Raw genomic sequence first — 16,185 nt, 5'->3', positions numbered from 1 at the left:
TCAGTTCAGGCTGATCCCAGTCGGTGTTTCTTGCAGCAGGTCGCCCCAATCCGTGCGATATGCCATTTCTGCAAGGACGGTCTCGGGCAGGAACTCCTGATTCTGACGAATCTGCCAGCCCCCGCCAAGGCCCTTGTAGACTGCGACCAGATTGCTGGAGACCTGCTGTCTGGCTTCAATCAAATTCGCCTGTGACCGCAGCAGCGCCGTTTGCGTGTTCAGGATGCGAGAGTAGCTGGCAGCCCCATCGCGGTATTGGTCCACCGCAATCTCGGCTGCCTTGCGCGAGGCAGCGACGCTGTTTTCATAAAACCCGACCTGTTTGCGGGATTGAGTGTACGCGACCATCGCGCTTTCAACTTCGGAATAGGCCGTCAGGACCGTGTTCTGATAATTCGCGATCAGGGCTTGATAGGCGGCGTCCTGCGCGCGGACATTGTTCTTGATCCGGCCATAGTTCAGGACGTTCCAGACCACCCCGGCATTGGCAAGCCCCGTCGTGCTGGCCGCCGAAAACAAATCGCGGCCACCCGAAGCCTGCACTCCGATAGCACCCGACAGGATGAACTGGGGATAAAGGTCCGCCAGTGCGATCCCGACCTGCGCCGATTGCGTGGCCGCCGCCAGCTCAGCCGCGCGCACATCCGGGCGTCGTCGCAGCAACTCTGCCGGAACGCCGACGGATACATTGGACCGCGCCGTGGGGATACGACCTGAATTCCCCAGCAAGCCGGCCATTCTTGACGGCGTTGCGCCCAGCAACACGGCCAGCGCGTTCTTGGCCTGCTGCAAGTCGCTTTCGATTGCCGGGACCAAAGCCTTGGTATTGTTCAATAGCGCTTGGGATTCTTGTACATCCAGCTCAGTCGTGACGCCGTTTTTGAACCGGAGTTCGGTCAGATCCGCGCTCTCCTGCTGCAACTGAATGTTCTCGCGCGCCACGGCCAAAGATTCCTGCAATGCACGGATATTGACGTATAGCGCGGCCACATCGCCGGTCAGGGTAACCAACGCGTCGTCATAATTCGCGACCTGCAGCGCCAGGTTCGAGCGTGCAGCCTGCACGCCTCGTCGTTGCGCGCCCCAGACGTCCAACTCCCATTGCGCGTCAAAGCCGACTTGCGAGGTCGAAAATTCGGTGTCCAAAGGGATAATCCGGTTAATGTCCGAAATCGGCCCAAGGTTTTCGCTGATCTGACGCCGTTCGATCGAGGCCCCGATAGCCTGTGATTGCGGATAGAGTTCGCCAAACGCGATGCCCAATTGCGCGCGGGCCTGCAAAACGCGTGCTCCCGCCACTTGTAGGTCAAGGTTTTGGGCATAAGCTTCTGCAATCAGCTTGTTCAGGGTCGGGTCGTTGAATGTCTCCCACCAGCGCACCACCGGCGCGCTGCGTGACGTCAGGCCACTGGGTCCTGCGCTGGGGTCGTTCACCTCGATCCATTCCTTCACGACCGGAGAATTCGGCCGCACAAAATCAGGACCGACCGGAGTACACGCCACAAGCAATGCCGCGCTCAGTGCTGTACCGATGATCCTGCTGCGGAATTTGGTCCGGTTCATGCTGCGCGTCCTCAGATGTCCAGTGGCCGGATGAAGTTGGCGAAGGAATATAGGCGGATATTGATGCGCCGCAGGAACTCAAAGCTTTTGCCTTGACCTGTGTAGATCGCCACCGCCGCGTGCCCACCAGCGGGGAACGTGTGGCCGTCAGGAAGATCGACCGAGATCTGCACCGCAATGCGGCCCGGTAGTTTGGGCAGCTCAAAACCTGGCAGACGGCCGGATGGAAGGTACTGACCTTGGCGTGTGGCCCACCAGATCGCCTCGACCTTGCCGGTGAGGATTTCGCCGGGATACAGGTCCAGCGCGACCTCGACATCCTGGCCGGGCTCGACAAATTTGAGGTTCTGCTGACGATAGGTCGCAAGAATATAGGGGTTATCCTTGGTCACAAAGCTGGCAATCGCGCCCAGACGGATATCTCCGACAACAAGGCCGGGTCGCGCCTGTTGCGACACGATCATGCCGTCTTCCGGGGCGTAGATCGTGGTATTCTCAAGGAAATACTCAGCCTTTTCCAACTGTGCCTGCGCTTGCAGGATGCCCGTATTCACCCCGTCGATCTGAGAATTCAGCGCCAGTTCCGCCTTCTCAAGGTTTGCTTCGGCTTCCTTGATCGAAGCCTGATCCTCGGTGACCTGTTCGTTCCAGCGATCCAACTCATCCTGACGCGCGCCGCCTGCGGGGACGAGGTTTTCGTATCGCGCCTGCTGCGTCAGTGAATAGGCCAGCTTTGCGTTCGCGCGTTCGACGGCTTCTGCGGCCACGATGACGTCCTGTTCAAGGATCTTCGCGTTCTGCTGTGCGGCAACCAGTTGCGCATTGGCTTCCTCAACCTCCAGCGAAAAAACAGTGTCGTCGAAACGATAAAGCGGGTCGCCTTTTTTGACCTCGGTGTTGGGTTCAACCAAAACCTCCGTCAGGATCGTCGGCTCGGTCAGGCGGGGGACGATCTGGATGGTCGAGCGGACAACGTGGCTGTCGATGGAAAACGGCTGAAAGAACCGTAAGGCAACGAGGAAAATCAGCAGCAGGTGCGCACCCACCCAGAAGGACACGATGCCCCAGGCGATGTTGAACCGCAGCCACTGCATTTTGAAGAAAATGAACCAGACAAAAATGATGTAGAAAAGCGTAATGCCGAGGGCGACAAACATGGTGTTTCAGTTCCTTTGGCTCAGCTCTTCTGCGTCTCGTCGGGGTCGAGCCGGTCGCGATATTCGTCGGTCAGAGTTCCACCCAACCGCTTGATTTCTTTGCGCACGGCATCCCGTTCATCGTCTGGCATACGGCGAATGTCGACGGTTGTGCCGTCGTGGAAAGCCCAGATAAAGGCATGGACCCAAGGCACGATTGCCAGAAACCCCATCCAGCCCATGATCTTGACCGCCTCGGCATGAGGATGGTTGCGCTTGATCGCAATACGGCCCGGAAGCCCCATCAGGAACAGAAACAGCCCCATAACCGCAGCAAGCAGCAATATCAGCGCAAGAAATGTCAGGTAGTCATAGTAGCCAAGCGGCTGCCCCAATAGTCCCATGCTCGTGCCTCCTTGAGGGACGGTTGACCCATCCTCAGTTGTTGGTCCCCAGTTCGTCAATCAGTTTGTAGTCCGTCGGCGGGTCGGCGCAGATGCCCGGGCCGCATTCCAGCAGGGTCGAGATTGCGTTCAAGGCGGCCAAGCCCAGCATTATGAAGAACGCGACCTTCGCCAGTGCGCTGCCGCCGAACCGAGGCTGATCGGTTGTGTCGTCAGCATACTGCCGGTCGAACATCAGCATGATGGCGGTTCCCAGCAGGATCAGGAAAAAGCAAATCGCCGCCCAAGTGTAGTAGTGGTAGCCCAGTACGGGTGAGCCATAATGCCCCGTGCCCGGCACGATATGCAGCAGGATTTGCCGCACCGAAACGCTGATACCAAAGAGGGCGGCAATCAGCATCAGCGCATAATGCCTGGGCCGCGCGCCGTATAGAAGGTTCAACCCCAGCCCAACCCCAACGGCAACAAAACCAACGCGTTGCAGCAGGCAAAGGGGGCAGGGCAGTTCGTAGAGGGTCAACTGATAGACATAGGCCAGCAGCAAAACCAGACTGACAGCCAGAGTGCCAAGGGCGTTCAGGTTCCGGGACAGATCGGGTGTCATCGCAGCCCCCTAGAGTTGAATCGTCAATTGGCTGGTTGCATGGAACTTGAACCAGTAGACACTCATCGCAAGAGTGATGAAAAACAGCACATTGGCCGCTGTGGTCAATCGAAAGTAATTCAGCCCCATTGTGGCCGTAAGCAACGCGAATAAAAGCGCGATCATGGCCCGGACCCTCCCTGCCGTGCAACGATTGCAATACGTTGTGATAGTGTCAGGCTAAGCCGCACCTGACAAGAACCGGTTTTGTAATAAACTCCACATACGCTGATGCAGCGTTTTATTGACTGATATTCAGTCGCGTCTGCCAATCCGTACATTTTTTTCGTAGGTCTCCGGTCACCGGTAAATCCGTATAGAATACGTCAACCTCAGCGAGTGAAGCTATTCTTGCCGGCGCAGTTCTTTGGAACTTGGAGTGGTCGGCCACTAATAGGGTCTGGCGCGCCTGCGCGATGATTGTCTGGCTGACCCGGACTTCCTGAAAGTCAAAGTCCAGCAGGTCGCCTTCCGCATCAAGGGCGGAACACCCAATCACGGCATAGTCGAACTTGAACTGTTCAATTGTCGATATCGTCAGATTTCCGATCAGGCCGCCATCGGAACGACGCAGAACGCCCCCGGCGACAACGATCTCGCACTCCGTGTTTTCGACAAGGATGTTCGCAACATTCATATTGTTCGTCACGACCATCAGGTCCTTGTGGTTCAGCAATTGGCGCGCGACCGCTTCGGTCGAGGTTCCGATGTTCATGAAAAGCGACGCGCCATCCGGGATGTCCTCGGCGCAGGCTTGCGCGATGCTGATCTTTGTATCCGCATTCAGCGCGCGGCGGTCTTCATATCCAATGTTCGAAACACCTGACCGCAGCACAGCGCCGCCATGCACGCGGTCCAGTTTTCCCATATCCGCAAGCTCTGACAGGTCCCTTCGAATGGTCTGCACCGTGACATCGAAGGTTTCGGCCAGTTCCTCAACCATGACGCGCCCGTTCTGTTTGGCGATTTTCAGAATGTCAGACTGGCGGAATGAAAGTGACACGGGCGTCTCCGGAATGTGGTGAATTCGTTTTTGTTCGCTTTCGGGGAAATTGCAAGGATTTGCTCTCGATGGCTCGATTACCAGTTAGAAGTGGGTTGGAGATTTCCTATTACTCCCAAAACGAACAAAAACGAAAATCAACATTGACGAACCGAGTGCTCACCGGGTTAATGACGGCGAATACGCCGACAAAGGGAATCGACAGGATATGGCAGGGCGCAGTGAACAGGTCACCGATCTTTTCATCATAGGTGGAGGGATCAACGGGTGCGGGATCGCCAGGGATGCAGCGGGGCGTGGTCTGTCGGTTGCGCTGGCTGAAATGAACGACCTGGCCTCGGCAACATCGTCGGCCTCAACCAAACTGTTTCATGGCGGATTGCGGTATCTCGAGTATTTCGAGTTCCGACTGGTCCGAGAAGCTTTGGTTGAACGCGAAACCCTGTTGCGGGCTATGCCCCACATTAGCTGGCCGATGCGTTTCGTGCTGCCCTATCACGAGGATATGCGGTTTGAATCGGATACGCCGACCTCCCGCTTGTTAAGCACCGCCATGCCATGGATGCGCGGAAGGCGACCGGCGTGGCTGATCCGCTTGGGCCTGTTCATGTATGACCACCTTGGCGGGCGCAAAATTCTTCCGGGTACGACGTCGCTAAACCTTCGGACCGCGGCGGAAGGCGGCCCCTTACAGGATAGGTTTGAAACGGCCTACGAGTATTCGGATTGTTGGATCGAAGACTCGCGACTGGTTGTCCTGAACGCCCGCGATGCCGAGGCCCGTGGTGCAAAGATCATGGTCCGAACCAAAGTGATGTCGGCTGCACGGGTGGATGATCTGTGGCATATCACAATCCGCGACGAGAACAGCGGTGAGACGCGGATGGTGCAGGCGAAGATGTTGATCAACGCCGGTGGTCCGTGGGTTGGTGACATCATTCAGACCAAGATCCGTGTGAACTCACGCGAGGGTGTGCGTTTGGTGCGCGGCAGCCATATCGTAACCCGCAAGTTGTTCGATCACGATAAATGCTACTTCTTTCAGGGCGAAGATGGCCGCATCATCTTTGCCATCCCTTACGAGCGTGAGTTTACCTTGATTGGCACCACGGATCAGGACCATCCGGATCCCGCAGAGCCACCGGTTTGTACCGAGGCCGAGCAGGATTATTTGTGTGCCTTTGCGTCGAAATACTTCAAAATGCCTGTCACGCGGGAAGACGTCGTCTGGACTTATTCCGGCGTGCGTCCCCTGTATGATGACGGGGCCAGCAGCGCCACGGCCGCCACGCGGGATTATACGTTGAAGGTTGATGCGCAGGGTGGTGCGCCGGTTTTGAACGTGTTTGGTGGAAAGATCACCACCTATCGTCGCCTTGCCGAAAGCGCGCTGGAAAAGGTGGCGGACCATTTTCCAAACCTGCCGGGTCCATGGACGGCAGGCGTATCCTTACCCGGCGGTGACTTTCCAGTAGATGGCGTGCAGGATTTGATCGCCGGGCTTGAAGCCGATTATTCCTTTCTGAACCGGGCCTGGGCAGAGCGATTGGTACGCGCCTACGGCACGGATGCCCGTTCCATTCTTGCAAATGCAAAGAACGTCGGCGATCTGGGCGAAGATTTTGGGGCGACTCTGACCGAGCGCGAATTGGAATGGTTGGTCGACAAAGAATTCGCCAGAACCGCCGAAGACGTCGTGTGGCGGCGTAACAAACTTGGGCTGAAACTGACCACCGAACAAATCGACCAGATCGGACAATGGTTGGAAACGCGCCTAAGACCGGCGGCGTAACCCTGCCGACACCAAAAGGCCCCGCTGTTTCAGCGGGGCCTTTTTTTGGTCAGGCTGTTTTTTCCGACGGCCCGGGATCGTTCTTGGTGCCCTTCAGCCACTCTCTCAACCCCTGAAGAAGCGCGTAGAGGACCGGGACGACAATCACCCCGACCAATGTCGCCGCCAGCATGCCGCCAAACACCGCCACGCCGATGGCTTTCTGACTCGCCGCGCCAGCGCCGCTTGCAGCCAGAAGCGGCACAACGCCAAGCAGGAACGAGAGGGCGGTCATCATAACCGCGCGGAAACGCTGAAACGCGGCTTCGGCTGCGGCCTCTTTGATCGGCAGGCCGTTCGCGCGCTGTTCCATCGCGAATTCAACGATCAGAATGCCGTTCTTGGACGCAAGCCCCACCAGCATGATCATCCCGATCTGCGTATACAGGTTGATGTCGCTGCCCACGATCGCCACCGCAGCGACAGCCCCGAACAGGGCGACCACCACGGAAAGCAGGATTGAGACCGGAAGCGTCCAGCTTTCGTATTGCCCGACAAGGAACAGATACCCAAACAGGATTGCCAGACCCAGGATCACGATGACCAATCCTCCGGTCGCAAGCTGCTGCTGGGCTGTACCGGTCCATTCGAACGCGTATCCCGGGGGCAGGGCGGTGGCCGACTCTTCGGTCATCGTGTTGATGGCGTCTCCGGTCGATAGCCCTGCGGCAGGCACCGCCGTAACCGTTGCCGAACGGAACAGGTTATGGCGTTTCAGCAGAACCGGGCCAAGCACGTTTTCGACATCAACCAGCGTCCCAAGCGGAACCATCTCGCCCTTGGTGGAACGGACATAGAGGTTCGAAATATCCTCGACGTTATCGCGATAGCTTCCGTCGGCCTGGATCATCACGCGGTAGACCCGTCCAAACAGGTTGAAGTCGTTCACGTAATATGAACCCAACTGCGCCTGCATGGTCTGGAAGACTTCGGCAACCGACACTTGCAGCGTTTTGGCTTTCTCCCGGTCCAGATCAACAAACAACTGCGGCACGTTTGCCCGGAACGTCGTATAGGCCTGCGCAATCTCGGGCCGCTGGTTGGCTGAATATACAAACGAGCCAACAGCCGACGCCAGATCCTGAGGTGTGCCACCCCCGGTCTGCTGCACTTCCATCTCGACACCCGCAGACATGCCCAAACCTTGGATCGGTGGCGGGTTGAAGGCCACGATCGAGGCTGCGGATTCGCCATTTGCAATCGCCAGCACCTTACCAAGGATGGCATTGGCGCTCAGGTCGTCTTCCTGACGCTCATCCCAGTTATCCAGGTTCACAAAGATCGCGGCACCATTGGTGATCGTTCCGTTCAACAGCGAGAAACCGTTGATCAGAACCGTACTTGCAACGCCCGGGATTTGTTGGATTTGCTTGTCCACACGGTCAGAGACCGCCTCGGTCCGTTCAAGCGTTGCGGCGTCGGGCAACTGGATGTCAACGAACAGGTATCCGTTATCCTCAAGCGGGATAAAGCCGCTCGAGGTTTTGGACATAATTGTCCCTGTCCCCATCGCAAGGGCGACAACGATCCCCAAAGCGATGACCGGCAGGATCAGCAGTTTGCGAACGATCGCGACATAGCCGGATCGAACTGTGCCAATGAACCTTTCGAAGACGGCCAGCAACCCCTTGGGCGGGCCAGAGCGGGCGCGCAGCACAAGCCCGCACAGGGCCGGGGACAGCGTCAGGGCGTTGATTGATGAGATAACGACGGCCGTCGAAATCGTCACGGCGAACTGAGAATACAGCCGCCCTGAAATTCCGGGCATGAAGGTCACAGGCACGAACACCGCCAGAAGAACCAGCGTGGTTGCAATCACCGGCCCGGTGATCTGTCCCATCGCTTTACGGGTCGCTTCCGCCGGGGGCAGCCCCTCATCCGCGATAATGCGTTCGACGTTTTCAACAACAACAATGGCGTCGTCGACCACGATCCCGATTGCAAGCACCAAGGCGAACAATGAGATCGTGTTCAGGGACATTCCAAAAGCCAGCAGGAACGCAAACGTCCCGATAAGCGAAACAGGGATCGCAACGGCAGGAATAATAGTCGCGCGCCAACTGCCCAAAAAGACGAACACGACCGAGATCACCAGAATGAAGGTCAGGATCAGGGTTGAGACAACGTCATTCAGAGATTGCTCGACAAAGTCGGTGGTGTTGAACGGAACCTGATATTCCACATCCGTCGGGAAAGAGCGGGAAAGGCGTTCCAGTTCCGCCTCAACGCGTTCGGATACGGCAAGCGCGTTCGCACCGGGGGCCTGGTAAATGCCGATGACGGTCGCGGGGACGCTTTGGAAATAGCCCGAGGCGGCGTAGTACTCGGCCCCCAGCTCGACCCGAGCGATATCCTTGACGCGGACAATCGAACCCGCATCCCCGGTCCGAATGACAATGTCACCAAACTCTTCAGCCGAGGTCAGACGGCCCTTGGTTTTGATCGTGTACTGGAATGTCTGTCCTTTCGGCACCGGCGGGGCACCGATCGAACCCGCAGACACTTCGGCGTTCTGCTCACGAATGGCGCTGATTACATCGCCGGGTGTGATAGACAGCGCAGCCATCTGATCCGGGTCCATCCAAATCCGCATGGCGTATTCCAGATTGGTCAGAACATCGGCCTTACCGACACCCTGAACCCGCGCCAGCGCATCTTTCAGGTTAATGGACGCATAGTTCGACAGGAATACGCTGTCATATGTGCCCTCTGGCGAAGTCAGCGTGACCAGCAACAGCATGTTGGTCGAGGCTTTTTGGGTCACCACCCCAGATGCTGTCACCTCGGACGGCAACGACGACATGGCCTGCGCCACGCGGTTTTGCACGTTCACCGAAGCGATATCCGGGTCGGTGCCCACTTCAAAGGTAATATTCAGCGAATAACTTCCGTTATCCGAGGAGGTCGACGTCATGTAAATCATGTCGTCGACGCCGTTTACCTGCGCCTCGATCGGGGCAGCGACGGTATTCTCGACAGTCTCGGCATTGGCCCCAGTATAGTTTGTTGTCACGCTGACCACGGGGGGCGTGATGTCGGGGAACTGAGCGACCGGCAGAACCATATAGCCGATGGCGCCCATAATTGTGAGGACAAGCGAAATAACAAGGGCCAGCTTTGGCCGGCTGATGAACAGGGCTGAGAACATGGGTTATTCTCCCGGCTGCTCAGACGCCACGACAGCGTCGACTGCGACGCCGGGGCGGACCCGTTGCAGGCCCTCGACGATGACGCTTTCCCCTTCACGCAACCCGTCTTTGACGATTACGGCGGTGCCTTCGTTGTTGCCAGTCGTGATATAGCGCTGTTCGACCATCTGCTTGTCATTGACGACCAGCACGAACTCGCCCCGCTGGTCACGTTGCAGCGCGGCTTGCGGGATCAGCACTTCGAGCGTGGGTTGCAGTGCTTCGATCCGGACGTGCAAAAACGCCCCGTCGACGATCAGCCGTTTGGCATTCGCGAATTCAGCCCGCATCGAAATGGCACCGGTCAGAGGGTCGATCCGGTTATCGACGAACACGATCTTGCCAGTCTCATCCAGTTCTGTTCCGTTAGGCAGGGTGATGCGAACATTTGGGCTTTTATCGCTTTCTGCGAGGGATGCAGGATTTTCACCAACAGCTTCCAAAACCGAGGTAAATTGCTTTTCGTTGACTGAAAAATTCACGTAAATCGGCGCTTCGCTGACAATATTGACCAAGGGTGGATTATTCGGGCCGACCACATCCCCGACGCTGATGGCAACGCGGCCAATTCGTCCGTCAAACGGGGCGTGGATTTCGGTATAGCTCAGGTCCAGTTGGGCCTGTTGGATGGCCGCTTTCGAGGCTTTCACCTCAGCTTCGGCAACCAATTCATTGGCCCGCGCAATATCGCGTTCCGATTCCGGCGTGGCGTCCCGCTCATACAGTTCCTGTTTTCGCGTCAGCTCGACCTTGGCGAGTTCCAGATTGGCCTCGGCCCGGTCAAGGTCCGCATTCCGGGCATCCAAGGTCGCCTGATAGAGGTCGGGTTCAATGGTGAACAGCAGATCACCCTGTTTTACAAGCGCGCCATCTTCGACGTTCTGGGTTTCCAGAAATCCGCTGACACGCGCGACAATGTCGACCTTGTTCAGTGCCTCGGCCCGCCCGATGAAAACGGCTTCTTCAGTGATTTCCTGCGTGTAGGCTGCGGCGATGGACACCTTGGGCGGTGCTGCGTCGCCCTGATCCTGGGCCATGGCGGGGTTTGCCAGTCCGATTGCGGTCAAAGCCACGGCGTACCTCAGAAAACCGGGTTTCGTTCCGCTTTGGCCAAGTTTCAACAACGTCGATGCAAGGGACATGGCAATTGCCTCATAAAATTAAACTGAACGCGACCCGGATTGCCGAACGCGGCCCGAGTCGAGTGAACTTTTAGGCAGGATGGCGGGTTTGTTTCTATTTCTCAAGCACGTTGACGCGTTTGCGCCGGACCGCAGGCGGAATTTCTTGCGGTGGCGCGCAGGGTTACCTGGCCGCTTCGGGCGAAGATCGTGTGTCAGGTAGGCTGACGCATACGTCAGAGAAGAAAATGGAAATAGAAAAGGGGGCAAATTGCCCCCTCGTGTTGGTATTCTCAGATGATGCGCGACTTTAGTCGCGTGTGCCTGCAAAGCGGGTTTGCCAGTCTTCTCGCTGTTCATCCGTGATTTTGGCGAACAGAACGTCCGGCACAGCGAACTCGTGTCCCGCAGGTAGCCCGCTCAGCGCCTCGGCCACGTCATCCGGCCAGCTTGTGTCCAGCGTGTTCATCGCACTCAGCATCTTGGCCGAGGTTTCGGGGATGAACGGCGCGCTCAAAACCGCATAGAGACGGATCAGGTTCAAGCCCAGACGCACCTGCGCTGCCGCCTGTTCAGGGTCTTCTTTGAAGGTCGACCACGGTGCCGCAGATTGCAGATATTCATTGCCCGCAACCCAGATCGCGCGCAATTCCTGCGCCGATTTGCGGACCTCCATCGCCTCCATGAAGCCTTCATAGGCGCGGGTGCGGCGGGTGAGTTCTGCGATAAGCTCTTGCTCACGCTCGCCAAATGTGCCGCCCTCGGGCACGGCCTCACCGAATTTCGAACGGCAGAACTTGGTGATCCGGCTGACAAAATTGCCCAGCACGTCGGCCAAGTCCTTGTTCACCGATTGCTGGAAGTTCTCCCACGTGAACTCGCTGTCGCTGCTTTCGGGCGCATGGCTCAGCAGCCACCAGCGCCAATAGTCGGCAGGCAGGATCTCAAGCGCTTGATCCATGAACACGCCGCGCCCTTGGCTGGTCGAGAACTGGCCGCCATCATAGTTCAGATAGTTGAAGGATTTCAGGTGGTCGACCATCTTCCACGGCTCGCCCGAGCCCAAAATGGTGGCGGGGAAGGACAGGGTGTGGAAGGGGACGTTATCCTTGCCCATGAACTGCACATACCGCACATCATCCGCGCCTTTGTCGGTGCGCCACCAGCGCTCCCACTCGGCATCCGGTTTGCCACTGGCATCGGCCCATTCCTTGGCGCAGGCGATATATTCGATCGGGGCGTCGAACCAGACATAGAAGACCTTGCCCTCCATCCCCGGCCAGTCCTGATCGCCTTTCTTGACCGGCACACCCCAGTCCAGATCACGGGTGATGCCACGATCTTGCAACCCGTCGCCGTCATGCAACCATTTCTTGGCAATCGAGGTGGTCAGGATCGGCCAGTCGGTCTTGCTGTCGATCCACGCATCCAACTGATCCTTCATCGCGGATTGGCGCAGATACAGGTGCTTGGTCTCGCGGACCTCAAGATCAGTCGAGCCACTGATGGCACTGCGCGGCTCGATCAGGTCGGTCGGGTCCAATTGCTTGGTGCAGTTCTCGCACTGGTCGCCGCGCGCGCGGTCATAGCCGCAATTGGGGCAGGTGCCCTCGATATAGCGGTCGGGCAGGAAGCGGCCATCGGCGTTGGAATAGACCTGTTTTTCGCTGACCTCACGGATCAGGCCCGCGTCGTCCAGCCTACCCGCAAAATGCTGGGTCAGGTGCTTGTTCTGATCGCTGGAGGAACGGCCAAAATGATCGAAACTGAGGCCAAAGCGCCGCGCGATATCGGCCTGCACGCCGTGCATCTGGGCGCAATACTCGGCCACGGGCTGCCCTGCTTTGGCCGCGGCCAGTTCTGCCGGAGTGCCGTGCTCGTCGGTGGCGCACAGGAACATGACCTCATTCCCCCGGCCACGCTGATAGCGTGCGTACAGATCAGCAGGCAGTTGCGAGCCGATCAGGTTGCCGAGGTGCTTGATCCCGTTGATGTAGGGGATCGCCGAGGTGATGAGAATCCGAGCCATTTTGCGCTTCCACGTATCTAACTGCGCGCCCGTCTACATGATGTGACCGGCCAGCAAAACCCCGGCTTTTGCTTACTTGCCGGTTTGGATGCGAAAATTCGGCGATCAGGGCTAGGACTTGTGCTCTTCCCGCGACTTCTTCAGCAGCCGCCCGATTGTGAAAGAGGTGCGCGGTGCATAGACGTAATTCGTGCGCTCTTCCGGTGTTGGGCGCGACCGCATCCGGGCAAGGCCGAAGACGATCAACCCAACATGACCAACTGCCACAAATGCAAACAGGGCACCGGGTCCGAACTGCTGGATCAAGGTGGACGAAATGAATGGCGAGGCAATGGCCCCGAGCGCGTACCAGAACATCAACGCCGCAGAAAGCTCGACCCGTTGTTCCGTAGTGGCGAAGTCATTGGCGTGGGCGGACGAGACCGAAAAGATGGGAAAGGTCGTCAGGCCGAACAGTCCGGCGGCCAGCATCACGCCCAACGTCCCGGCACCGCTTGCGGCCATGGTCACGCCGCAGCTTAGAACGGCCGCGACCGACAGCCAGATCAACACCCAGCGGCGGTCATATTTGTCGGCCAGCCAGCCCAGAGGGTACTGGGCCAGTGCCCCGCCCAAGACAAAGGACGCCAGGAAGAAAGCGATCTGGTCTACGTCCAATCCAACTTCTTGCCCGTAAACCGGCCCGACCATCCGAAACGATGCCGAACTTAGTGCAGCCACGATCACGCCTGCCACGGCCAAAGGAGAGCTGTGCCAGGCAAGCTTGGGTCGCAACCGCGGCGCGTCAGGGGTTTTCGGTTGGCTTGCCCGGGTCAGGGTCAAGGGCAACAGCGAGGCGCAGCACAAAATAGCCAACAGGTTGTATGAGACATAGGATGCAGGCGGCAGAACGGCGATGATCAACTGCGCGCATAAGGACGCGCCCATATCTGCAATCCGGTACGTGCCCATCGCACGTCCGCGTGTTTCGTTGGTTACCTTGGCGTTCAGCCAGGCCTCGATCACGGTGTAACACCCGGCGACGCAGGTGCCTGACGCGATGCGAAGTACTGCCCAGACATATGGGTTTTCCGTCAACGTATGCCCCAGAAGACCCATTGCACCCAAAGCGGTGCAGACAGCAAAAGCGCGCGAGTGACCGACGCTTCCCATCAGGCGCGGTGCCCACCAGCAGCCGATAAAGAACCCGATGAAATGTGCCGAGCCCAAAAGACCGATCTGCTCGGTCGTGAACTCAAGCGTGAGGCCCGAGATGGCATCCAAAGGGCCGACGCCGCCGGTCGAAAGCTGCAGCAGTATGACCGAGAGGAACAGGGCGGCAAAAGAAATGATGGTGCGCATAATGCCCTCAGATTGGCGTATCCACTACGGGACGCGCGCAGCTTATCGACTTTGTCGCGTCGTTTTTCGCCTATCCGACACGTTTGATGCGGGCCTGAATGTCCAGCCCAACGGTGTCTTGCACAAGATCGGCATAGCCAGACGCGCCGAAGTCGTGCCTGTTCAATGCTCCGGTCAAGTTGATCGAGAGATCGTCAAGATTGTCGGTGGCGCTGCCACGCTCCCGAAACAGGTTCGCCTGCAGCGCGATTGGGCGGGTAACGCCGCGCAAAGTCAGATCGCCGATAACCATCGCCCCGCGTGAGATACGCCCGCCTTCGCCCAACACAATACTGGTCGACTCGAATTGAATGGTCGGAAAGGCAGCGGCGTCCAGAACGCTTTCACTCAGCATCGGCTTGCGGGCAAACGGGACTTTGGTGCGTGCTTCGGCAACGCTCAGAACAACAGCAACGCGGCTGTTTGGCAGGTTGCTAAGGTCGATCTGAATATCCGCGCTCTGGATCGGCATCGTGCCGGATTGGGTGATGCCCGAAAGCGCAAAGGTAAAGTCAACGGATGTTCCGTCCTGCAACAGTTCGTAAGGCTGTAACGCGGCCCACGCGGGGCGGACCATCGTCAGGGTGGCAAGCCCGGCTAATACAGTGCGCCGTGACAGAAAGGTCATGCGGGTACCTCTTGCCTGCGCGGGCGTGATCGGTTGAGCAGGGTTACAACAATGGCTATGTTCAAACCGTTCCAGAGAATGCCGTTGATAAAGGCCAGTTGGTAATTTCCGGTGAAATCGTAAATCCACCCGGACATCCAGCCACCCAGAGCCATACCCATGATTGTCATCATCATGACGAAGCCAACCCGCGCGCCAGCCTCTTGCGGAGGCATGTATTCGCGCACGATCAGAGCGTAACTGGGTACGATCCCGCCTTGCGCCAGCCCGAACATGAGGCTGATGACATACAGGGAAACCATCCCGTCATACGGAAGGAACAGGAACAGGGCGATGCATTGTAGGACCGAGCCGATCAGCAATGTGTAAAGACCACCCAGCTTATCCGCGACCATCCCCGAGATAACCCGGCTGACCACGCCGCCAAGCAGCATCAGCGACAGCATCTCGGCCCCGACAGCAGGGCCATAACCCAGCCCGACACAGTACGAGACGATATGAACCTGCGGCATCGACATCGCCACGCAACAACCGATCCCGGCAAGACCCAGTATGTATTGCAGGGCCCGGGGGGATATGCCGACACTGTGCGCTTTGATCTGCGCGTTTGCGGCTGCGGTCTGATGGGCCTCGACCGGGACCTGACGGCGCAGTAGCAGGGACAGGGGGATCACAACGACCACCGTGATAATCGCCAGCGTCAGATAGACCTGCTGCCAGCCTTCGCGCGCCAGAATGCCGGACAGCAAGGTCGGCCAGATTGCACCCGACAAGTAGTTCCCGCTGGCTACCAGCGCTACGGCGATGCCGCGCCGCTTCATGAACCAGTGCGAGATATCGGCGATCAGCGGCCCGAACCCGATCGAAGTGCCCAGCCCCAGCAACAGATGAGCCGCAGATAGCAGCGCCATGTTCGGCGCCCATGTTGCAAGCAGGTAGCTGATTGCGCTCAGGACCGCGGCTCCGATCAGCGCCTTGGTCACACCCAGTCGATCCACCAGTTGGCCCAGCCACATATTGCCCAGCGCAAAGCCGATCATGGACAGGACATACGGCAACGATGCTTCGGCGCGGCCTGCGTCGAACTGCGCCTCGATTGCGGGCATCACCACGATCACGGCCCACATGCCCACATTCGCCACCGTCGCAATGGCGAGCGTGATCAAAAGGCGAAGCCAGGAATAGCGGCTGTCGTGGATAGGATGGCTCATTCCGGCACGCTAGGGTGCAGGTTTGGTTTTGGCTAGTCACATCTTGTG

General features: G+C 58.2%; 13 protein-coding genes. 1 reads left to right on the top strand and 12 read right to left on the bottom strand.

Annotation, left to right across the window (positions count from 1 at the left end; all coding sequences use genetic code 11):
* The 6 genes from ACR0MS_RS02960 to ACR0MS_RS02935 form a co-directional block, all read right to left on the bottom strand.
* Nucleotides 1-1,563 carry an efflux transporter outer membrane subunit gene (locus tag ACR0MS_RS02960; RefSeq protein WP_480569428.1) on the bottom strand — a complete coding sequence of 521 codons (1,563 nt, stop codon included), beginning with the start codon at nucleotides 1,561-1,563 and terminating at the stop codon, nucleotides 1-3.
* 11 nt (nucleotides 1,564-1,574) lie between these two features.
* The gene (locus tag ACR0MS_RS02955; RefSeq protein ID WP_480569431.1) at nucleotides 1,575-2,720 is read right to left on the bottom strand and encodes an HlyD family secretion protein; all 1,146 of its coding nucleotides are present in this window, start codon (nucleotides 2,718-2,720) and stop codon (nucleotides 1,575-1,577) included.
* A gap of 20 nt (nucleotides 2,721-2,740) precedes the next feature.
* Nucleotides 2,741-3,103, bottom strand: coding sequence for a DUF3302 domain-containing protein (locus ACR0MS_RS02950; RefSeq protein WP_480569434.1), 363 nt, complete (start codon nucleotides 3,101-3,103; stop codon nucleotides 2,741-2,743).
* A 34-nt stretch (nucleotides 3,104-3,137) separates the two neighbouring features.
* On the bottom strand, nucleotides 3,138-3,707 hold the full coding sequence (locus ACR0MS_RS02945) for a disulfide bond formation protein B (RefSeq protein ID WP_480569437.1): 570 nt from the start codon (nucleotides 3,705-3,707) through the stop codon (nucleotides 3,138-3,140).
* Between the two features lie 9 nt (nucleotides 3,708-3,716).
* Entirely contained in the window at nucleotides 3,717-3,872 is a 156-nt protein-coding gene (locus ACR0MS_RS02940; protein ID WP_171121178.1) for a DUF5993 family protein, read from the bottom strand.
* A 115-nt stretch (nucleotides 3,873-3,987) separates the two neighbouring features.
* Nucleotides 3,988-4,749 (bottom strand): DeoR/GlpR family DNA-binding transcription regulator, encoded by a 762-nt coding sequence (locus ACR0MS_RS02935; protein ID WP_480569440.1) that lies wholly within the window; start codon nucleotides 4,747-4,749, stop codon nucleotides 3,988-3,990.
* A 208-nt stretch (nucleotides 4,750-4,957) separates the two neighbouring features.
* Here ACR0MS_RS02935 and glpD point away from each other — a divergent pair, with 208 nt between their 5' ends.
* Nucleotides 4,958-6,541, top strand: a complete 1,584-nt coding sequence (gene glpD / locus ACR0MS_RS02930) for a glycerol-3-phosphate dehydrogenase (RefSeq protein ID WP_480569442.1) — start codon at nucleotides 4,958-4,960, stop codon at nucleotides 6,539-6,541.
* Between the two features lie 49 nt (nucleotides 6,542-6,590).
* Here the strand turns inward: glpD and ACR0MS_RS02925 are convergent, their stop codons facing one another.
* The 6 genes from ACR0MS_RS02925 to ACR0MS_RS02900 all read right to left on the bottom strand — a co-directional run bounded on the left by ACR0MS_RS02925 (nucleotide 6,591) and on the right by ACR0MS_RS02900 (nucleotide 16,137).
* Complete coding sequence (locus tag ACR0MS_RS02925; RefSeq protein ID WP_480569445.1) at nucleotides 6,591-9,728, bottom strand: efflux RND transporter permease subunit; 3,138 nt, start codon at nucleotides 9,726-9,728, stop codon at nucleotides 6,591-6,593.
* 3 nt (nucleotides 9,729-9,731) lie between these two features.
* Complete coding sequence (locus ACR0MS_RS02920) at nucleotides 9,732-10,910, bottom strand: efflux RND transporter periplasmic adaptor subunit (RefSeq protein ID WP_480569448.1); 1,179 nt, start codon at nucleotides 10,908-10,910, stop codon at nucleotides 9,732-9,734.
* Between the two features lie 289 nt (nucleotides 10,911-11,199).
* Nucleotides 11,200-12,918 carry a methionine--tRNA ligase gene (gene metG, locus ACR0MS_RS02915; protein WP_480569451.1) on the bottom strand — a complete coding sequence of 573 codons (1,719 nt, stop codon included), beginning with the start codon at nucleotides 12,916-12,918 and terminating at the stop codon, nucleotides 11,200-11,202.
* Between the two features lie 111 nt (nucleotides 12,919-13,029).
* Nucleotides 13,030-14,259 carry an MFS transporter gene (locus ACR0MS_RS02910; protein WP_480569455.1) on the bottom strand — a complete coding sequence of 410 codons (1,230 nt, stop codon included), beginning with the start codon at nucleotides 14,257-14,259 and terminating at the stop codon, nucleotides 13,030-13,032.
* 70 nt (nucleotides 14,260-14,329) lie between these two features.
* Nucleotides 14,330-14,926, bottom strand: a complete 597-nt coding sequence (locus tag ACR0MS_RS02905; RefSeq protein ID WP_480569457.1) for a YceI family protein — start codon at nucleotides 14,924-14,926, stop codon at nucleotides 14,330-14,332.
* The gene (locus tag ACR0MS_RS02900) at nucleotides 14,923-16,137 is read right to left on the bottom strand and encodes an MFS transporter (protein WP_480569460.1); all 1,215 of its coding nucleotides are present in this window, start codon (nucleotides 16,135-16,137) and stop codon (nucleotides 14,923-14,925) included. Before ACR0MS_RS02900 ends, ACR0MS_RS02905 begins: the two co-directional genes overlap by 4 nt.
* Nucleotides 16,138-16,185: the final 48 nt, after the last annotated feature.

The organism is Ruegeria sp. CJ2 (assembly GCF_056536745.1).
This window is presented reverse-complemented; position numbering and strand designations above follow the sequence as displayed.

Excerpts from the sequence above, each read along its gene's own strand:
- ACR0MS_RS02945 (WP_480569437.1), bottom strand. The coding sequence starts at position 3,707 with ATGACACCCGATCTGTCCCGGAACCTGAACGCCCTTGGCACTCTGGCT.
- ACR0MS_RS02960 (WP_480569428.1), bottom strand. The coding sequence starts at position 1,563 with ATGAACCGGACCAAATTCCGCAGCAGGATCATCGGTACAGCACTGAGC.
- ACR0MS_RS02955 (WP_480569431.1), bottom strand. The coding sequence starts at position 2,720 with ATGTTTGTCGCCCTCGGCATTACGCTTTTCTACATCATTTTTGTCTGG.
- metG (WP_480569451.1), bottom strand. The coding sequence starts at position 12,918 with ATGGCTCGGATTCTCATCACCTCGGCGATCCCCTACATCAACGGGATC.
- ACR0MS_RS02905 (WP_480569457.1), bottom strand. The coding sequence starts at position 14,926 with ATGACCTTTCTGTCACGGCGCACTGTATTAGCCGGGCTTGCCACCCTG.
- ACR0MS_RS02950 (WP_480569434.1), bottom strand. The coding sequence starts at position 3,103 with ATGGGACTATTGGGGCAGCCGCTTGGCTACTATGACTACCTGACATTT.
- ACR0MS_RS02910 (WP_480569455.1), bottom strand. The coding sequence starts at position 14,259 with ATGCGCACCATCATTTCTTTTGCCGCCCTGTTCCTCTCGGTCATACTG.
- ACR0MS_RS02925 (WP_480569445.1), bottom strand. The coding sequence starts at position 9,728 with ATGTTCTCAGCCCTGTTCATCAGCCGGCCAAAGCTGGCCCTTGTTATT.
- glpD (WP_480569442.1), top strand. The coding sequence starts at position 4,958 with ATGGCAGGGCGCAGTGAACAGGTCACCGATCTTTTCATCATAGGTGGA.
- ACR0MS_RS02920 (WP_480569448.1), bottom strand. The coding sequence starts at position 10,910 with ATGTCCCTTGCATCGACGTTGTTGAAACTTGGCCAAAGCGGAACGAAA.
- ACR0MS_RS02900 (WP_480569460.1), bottom strand. The coding sequence starts at position 16,137 with ATGAGCCATCCTATCCACGACAGCCGCTATTCCTGGCTTCGCCTTTTG.
- ACR0MS_RS02940 (WP_171121178.1), bottom strand. The coding sequence starts at position 3,872 with ATGATCGCGCTTTTATTCGCGTTGCTTACGGCCACAATGGGGCTGAAT.